We start from the raw sequence: 6,452 nt of genomic DNA, 5'->3' as shown, positions 1-6,452 counted from the left end.
ACACAGCAGCACCGATCACGAAGGAGCGATCCATGCGTAAGAAGATCCTGGCCACCGCGGCGATGACCGCGGTCGCCGCCCTGGCACTGTCCGGCTGTTCCACCGGCGGAGAGGAGACGCCGGCCGAAGGGGGCGGCGGACTCCAGATCGACGTTCCCGACATCGCCATGCAGGAGGAGCTCGGCGACTACGAGGGCGAGGTCAACATCGTCGCCTGGAGTGGATTCGTCGAGCCCGCCTGGAGCGACGCCTTCACCACCGAGACCGGCTGCGTCGTGAACCGCCGCGTCGCCGGCACCAGCGACGAGATGGTCCAGCTCATGCGCACCGGCGACTACGACCTGGTCTCCGCCTCGGGCGACGCGAGCCTGCGCCTGATCGCCGGTGGCGACGTGCAGCCGCTCAACCTCGAGCTCATCCCGAACTTCGGCGACGACATCGTCGAGGGCATGAAGGGTCAGATCTACGACACCATCAACGGCAAGTCCTACGGCATCCCGATCGGTCGCGGCGCGAACATCCTCCAGTACAACAGCGAGGTCGTGACCGAGGAGCCCACCAGCTGGGACATCGCGTGGGAGGAGGACAGCCCCTACGCGGGCAAGGTCATCGCCTACGACGCCCCGATCTACATCGCCGACGCCGCGGTGTACCTGATGGCGCACGAGCCCGACCTCGGTATCACGAACCCGTACGCGCTCGACCAGAAGCAGCTGGATGCGGCGATCGACCTGCTCAAGCAGCAGAACGACATCGTCTCCGAGTACTGGTCCGACCCGGCCGCGCAGATCACCTCGTTCGCGGGCGGCACCACGGTGCTCGGCACGTCGTGGGAGGTGCTGCGCAAGCTCACCGAGGATGACAAGTTCAAGAGTGTGCTGCCGGAAGAGGGCTCGACCGGATGGTCGGACGCCTGGATGATGGCGACCGAGTCGAAGAATCCGAACTGCGCCTACGCGTGGATGGACTACTCGTCTTCGCCGGAGGTGAACGGCGCGATCGCGATGAACTTCGGCATGGCGCCCGCCAACGCCGCCTTCTGCGACACCAGCGATGAGGCGAAGGCGCACTGCGACTACTTCAACGCCACCGACGAGGAGTACTTCAAGAACGTCTGGTTCTGGACGACTCCGATCGAGCAGTGCATCGACGGCCGCACCGACGTCACCTGCACGAACTTCCAGCAGTGGACGGACGCCTGGCTCTCGGTCAAGGGCTGAGCCGCATCGAGGGGCGGGTCTTCCGGCCCGCCCCTCACCTCCGCAGATCTTCCGCCACCACGAACGGGATCGACATGAAGCGCCGCCTCCGCATCGCCGGGCTCCTCGCTCTTCCGATGAGCTGGCTCATCGGGATCTACATCTTCTCGCTGGTCATGCTCCTCGTGACCGCCTTCTGGATCACCGACCCCTTCACCTCGAAGGTGAAGCCCGGTTTCACGCTGCGCAACTTCGAGCAGCTCTTCGTCAATCCGGCCTACCTGTCGACCTCGCTGCGCACCCTCGGGATCGCGCTCGCCGTGACGGTGCTCGCCGTGCTCATCTCCGTCCCCCTCGGCATCTTCATGGCGAAGGTCGCCTCGCCCTGGTTGCGGGCCCTCCTCGCGGTCTCGATCACCCTGCCGCTCTGGGCCGGCTACCTGGTGAAGGTGCTCGCGATGCGCATCACCTTCACCGAGCAGGGCTTCGCGAACTGGCTGCTCGCACCCCTCGGGCTCTCCGGCCCCGGCTTCAGCATCCTGACCGTCGTGCTGACCCTCACGTACCTGTGGCTGCCGTACATGGCGGTGCCCGTCTACACCGCGATCCGACAGCTGCCGCCCAACCTCTTCGACGCCTCCGCCGACCTCGGTGCGGGGTCGTGGCGCACGATCGTCTCGGTCGTGCTCCCGCTCATCAAGCCCGCCCTCATCGCGGGTTCGGTGTTCACGTTCTCCCTGAGCCTGGGTGACTACCTCGTCGCCCGGTTCGTCGGCGGCGACACGCAGATGATCGGCAGCGTGATCGCGTCGAACATCAACCTGAACCCGCCGCTGGCGGCCGCGTACTCGCTCGTACCGATCGCCTTCGTCGTCGTCTACCTGGTGAGCGTGCAGCGCACCGGTGCTCTGGAAAGGATGTGAGTCGCGCATGCTGAGACTGTCCCGCACCTCCAAGGTCGTGCTCGGGGTCATCGTCGCGATCGTGCTCGCGTTCATGTACATCCCGCTCGCGCTCGTCGTGCTCAACTCGTTCAACTCCGCGCGCATCGTGAGCTGGCCGGTCACCGGGTTCTCGCTCGAATGGTGGGGGAAGGCGTTCACGAGCGAGCCGGTGCGCGCGGCTCTGCTGAACTCGGTCCTCGTCGCCTCCGGTGCCACCGTGATCGCCGTGATCCTCGGAACGCTCGTGGCCTTCGCGCTGCAGCGGTCCTCGTTCTTCGGTCAGCGTGCGGTGAACCTCCTCGTGGTGCTGCCGATCGCCCTGCCCGGCATCGTCACCGGTGTCGCCCTGAACAACACGTACAACCAGATCCTGGAGCCCATCGGCATCCAGGTCGGCTTCTACGGCATGATCATCGCGCACGGCACCTTCTGCATCGTCATGGTGTTCAACAACGTGCTCGCGCGGCTGCGACGGATGAACCCCGGCATCGAGGAGGCGTCGAAGGACCTCGGGGCGAGCCCGTGGCAGACATTCGTGCTGGTGACGCTGCCGCAGTTCCGCAGCGCGCTCATCGCCGGCGCCATCCTCGCCTTCGCCCTCAGCTTCGACGAGGTGTACGTGACGATCTTCACGGCGCCTCCCGGCGTCGACACCCTGCCGCTGTGGATCATGAACCAGATGGCCCGGCCCAATGAGGCCAACGTCGTCAACGTCGTCGCGACGGTCGTCATCGTCGCGTCCTTCATCCCGGTGTGGATCTCACAGCGGCTCGGGAAGGAGGTCGACGAGCGCGGCTGACGCGGACGCGGGCGTCGTCGGATGCGGCGCTCGCTCGGATCTGGGGGACTGCAGGGGGCTGCAGTCAGGCACACAGCAGTTTTCGGTCTTCCACGATCAAAGGAGTTCGTTGATGGAAAAGCGCATGAGTGACGTCGTCTTCTCGCGGCGTGCAGTGCTGGGCGGGATGCTCGGACCGGGCGCGATCATGCTCGTCGGGTGCGGCCCGGATGAGGCATCGCCCTCGCCGTCCGCGGGGAGCGGAGGAGGCTCCTACGACGTCATCGTCATCGGGGCGGGGTCCGCCGGCATGGCCGCCGCGCGGGAGCTGATGGACGCCGGCAAGAAGGTGATCGTGCTCGAGGCGCGCGACCGCGTGGGCGGACGCCTGTGGACCGACCGCACCTTGATGAGCATCCCGCACGAGCGCGGTGCATCGCTGTGTCACGGCGGGCCGGACACCGAGACCTGGGCCTGGGCGCAGAAGCTCGGGATCGAGGGGCGGAAGTTCGAGAACAAGTTCTCCCGCTACAGCCCGAGCACGCCCTGGGTCGGCTGGGATACCCCCGACTTCTACGCCTTCCCCGAGGGCACGCCCGCGCTCGCGGTGCCGCTGCCGGAGCCGACGGCGAAGGAGTCGGCGCTGCAGTACCTGGAGCGCCTCGGCATCGCGCCGACGAACTACCCGCTCGCGCTGTTGGGCATCCAGGTCGACACCGAGCAGTTCGCCGTCTACCCGGCCTACGGTGTCGTCGACACGCTGACCGCCTGCCTGACGGTGTCGAAGACCGGGGTGATCGAGCCCGACGGGTACGCCGGTGACTACAAGCTGCTCGCGCCGTACGTCGACATCCTGAACGCCGTGGGGGAAGGCGTGGAGGTCCGGTTGGAGACGCCGATCGAGACGATCGACTACTCCGGATCCGGAGTGAGCGTGCAGGCGGGATCCGAGACGTTCGAGGCGGATGCCTGCGTCGTCACGGTGCCCATCGGGGTGCTGCAGAAGAAGTCGATCACCTTCTCGCCGCCGCTGGAGGACGACCGGATGGCGGCCATCGACGCGGTGAAGCAGACCGTCGCGTACAAGACCATCCTCGAGTTCGACCACCCGGTGCGCCCGGAGAGCTTCGACATGGTGAACCAGCACGACGAGGGTCCCTGCCAGTTCTGGGACGAGTCCACCGGGATGCCCGGCTACGACGGCCAGCTCATCGTGGCCTGGGACACCGGGGATCGCGCGCGGGAGCTGCTCGCGCTTCCGGAGAGGGAGCGGTTCGACGCGGCGCTCGCCGGAGTGCGCAAGCTCGCCGGCGACCAGGGGCTGGACTACGTGAACGCGTCGAACTACGACTGGCGCGACGACGAGTTCGCCCTCGGGGCGTATGCGACCGGCGAGCGGGATCAGGACACGATCTACCGGCCGGCGAAGGACACGCTGTTCTGGGCCGGGGCGATCAAGAGCTCGGTCGCGAGCGCGCACTCCAGCGGGCTCGAAGCGGCGCAGGCGGTGCTGGTCGCGTCGTAGCGGCGCGGGAGTAGGGGAGGAGCGGGGCCGGTGGCGCACGTCCCGCTCCTCTGCCGCCTCGGCGCGACTTTGACATAGGTCAAAATCTCGAATAGCGTCGAGCCATGGCACAGGCACGCGATCGCGACGACGTCTCCGACCGCATCGCGGGCGCCACCGCCGCCGAGATCTCGGAGAGCGTGCGCGATCTCGTCGATCGCGGCGAGCTCGCCCCCGGCGATCACCTCCCCTCGGTCCGGGCCCTCGCCGCCCGCCTCGGCGTCAACCGCAACACGGTGCTCGCGGCCTACCGCTCGCTGGTCACCGCGCGCATCGCGATCACGGGCGGCCGCACCGGCACGACGGTGCTCGGTCCCGCGCAGAACCCCGACGAGGGCTTCACCGCGGGGACCGTGCTGCGCGACATCGGGAGCGGCAACCCCGATGCCGCGCACCTTCCCGACCTCGCCGCCGCCTTCGCCGGTATCGAGCCCGCCCACGTGCTCTACGGCGAGTCCGTGATCGATCCCGCACTGGCCGAATGGGCCACGGAGTGGATCGCCGCCGACCACCCTCGACCCTTCCGTCTGTCGATCACCGCCGGGGCCGTGGACGCCGTCGAACGCCTGCTCGCCCAGAGCCTGGTGCAGGGCGACCGCGTCGGCCTCGAAGACCCGTGCTTCCTCTCCAGCATCCACACCGCACGCCTGGCGGGGTACGCGCCCGTCGCGATCCCCGTCGACCGCGAGGGGATGACCGTCGAGGGGCTGCGCACCGCACTGGAGAGCGGCGCCCGCGCGATCGTCTGCACGCCGCGCGCGCACAACCCGACCGGTGTCGGCATCAGTGCGGCGCGGGCGATGGCGCTTCGCGAGGTGCTCGCCGAGCACCCGCACGTGCTGGTCATCGAAGACGACCATTTCTCGCTGCTCTCGACCACGCCGTACTCCAGCATCATCGCTCCCGCGCACCAGCGGTGGGCGCTCGTGCGCTCGGTGTCGAAGTTCCTCGGACCCGACATGCGCCTCGCAGTCACGGCATCCGATCCGGTCACCGCCAACAGGCTCGCCCTGCGGCTCAGCCCCGGCACGATGTGGGTGAGCCATGTGATGCAGCGGCTCGCCGCCGGAATGCTGCGCGATGCCGCCACGCAGAGCCTGATCGCCGACGCCGGCACACACTACGCGGCACGCAACCGCGCGTTCGTCGCGCAGCTGGCAGCACGGGGAGTGCACGCGCAGGGCGACGACGGGCTCAACGTCTGGGTCGACGTCCAGGGCGATACCGCCGAGGTGTCCCGTCGTCTCGCGTTGCGGGGCTGGCTCGCCCGCTCCGGTGCGGAGTTCGCGCTCGATCCTGACGGCTCGTCCGGTGACACGCACCTGCGTCTGACCGTGCACGACCTCGACGAGGCCGACACGCAGCGCCTCGTCGACGACCTCGCCGGTGCCATCGCCGGCACCCGCGGGACGGGAGCGGAGTCATGAGGGCGGGTGGGATGGCCGAAGCCGAGTATCGAATCGGACGCTCCTCCCGGCTGGAGGGTGTGCTGTACGACCTCCGCGGCCCCGTCGCGGCACGCGCAGCCGAACTCGAGCGCAGCGGTGAGTCCATCCTGCGGCTCGACATCGGCAACCCGGCGCCCTTCGGATTCGAGGCTCCGCCGGCCATCGTCGAGGCACTGCGCTCCGCGCTCCCGCACGCGCACGGGTACTCGGAATCGGCCGGCCTGCCCGAGACCCGCGAGGCGATCGCTGCGCACTACGCCCGCCGCCGCGGTTTCCCCGCTCTCTCGATCGACGACATCACGGTCGGCAACGGCGTCTCCGAGCTTGTCGGACTCACTCTGCAGGCCTTGCTGGAGCCGGGCGACGAGGTGCTGATCCCGAGCCCGGACTATCCGCTGTGGACCGCATCGACCGTGCTCTCCGGAGGGCAGCCGGTGCACTACCCCTGTGTCGAGTCCGAAGGCTGGATGCCCGACCTCGCGGCGATGGAGTCGCTGATCGGCCCGCACACCGCGGCGA

6 protein-coding genes are annotated in these 6,452 nt (G+C 68.5%); all 6 read left to right on the top strand.

What is annotated here, in order from left to right:
• Positions 1 to 32: 32 nt before the first annotated feature.
• Positions 33 to 1,220 carry an extracellular solute-binding protein gene (locus ACNPM4_RS12515; RefSeq protein ID WP_372469014.1) on the top strand — a complete coding sequence of 396 codons (1,188 nt, stop codon included), beginning with the start codon at positions 33 to 35 and terminating at the stop codon, positions 1,218 to 1,220.
• A 74-nt stretch (positions 1,221 to 1,294) separates the two neighbouring features.
• Positions 1,295 to 2,122 carry an ABC transporter permease gene (locus ACNPM4_RS12510; protein WP_029262205.1) on the top strand — a complete coding sequence of 276 codons (828 nt, stop codon included), beginning with the start codon at positions 1,295 to 1,297 and terminating at the stop codon, positions 2,120 to 2,122.
• Between the two features lie 7 nt (positions 2,123 to 2,129).
• The gene (locus ACNPM4_RS12505) at positions 2,130 to 2,942 is read left to right on the top strand and encodes an ABC transporter permease (RefSeq protein WP_448985902.1); all 813 of its coding nucleotides are present in this window, start codon (positions 2,130 to 2,132) and stop codon (positions 2,940 to 2,942) included.
• 124 nt (positions 2,943 to 3,066) lie between these two features.
• Positions 3,067 to 4,446 carry a flavin monoamine oxidase family protein gene (locus ACNPM4_RS12500; protein ID WP_448985901.1) on the top strand — a complete coding sequence of 460 codons (1,380 nt, stop codon included), beginning with the start codon at positions 3,067 to 3,069 and terminating at the stop codon, positions 4,444 to 4,446.
• Between the two features lie 104 nt (positions 4,447 to 4,550).
• Positions 4,551 to 5,912, top strand: a complete 1,362-nt coding sequence (locus ACNPM4_RS12495; RefSeq protein WP_448985900.1) for an aminotransferase class I/II-fold pyridoxal phosphate-dependent enzyme — start codon at positions 4,551 to 4,553, stop codon at positions 5,910 to 5,912.
• An 11-nt stretch (positions 5,913 to 5,923) separates the two neighbouring features.
• A partial coding sequence (locus ACNPM4_RS12490; RefSeq protein WP_448985899.1) for an aminotransferase class I/II-fold pyridoxal phosphate-dependent enzyme occupies positions 5,924 to 6,452 on the top strand: 529 nt, incomplete at its 3' end.

The organism is Microbacterium umsixpiens, assembly GCF_053543675.1.
This window is presented reverse-complemented; position numbering and strand designations above follow the sequence as displayed.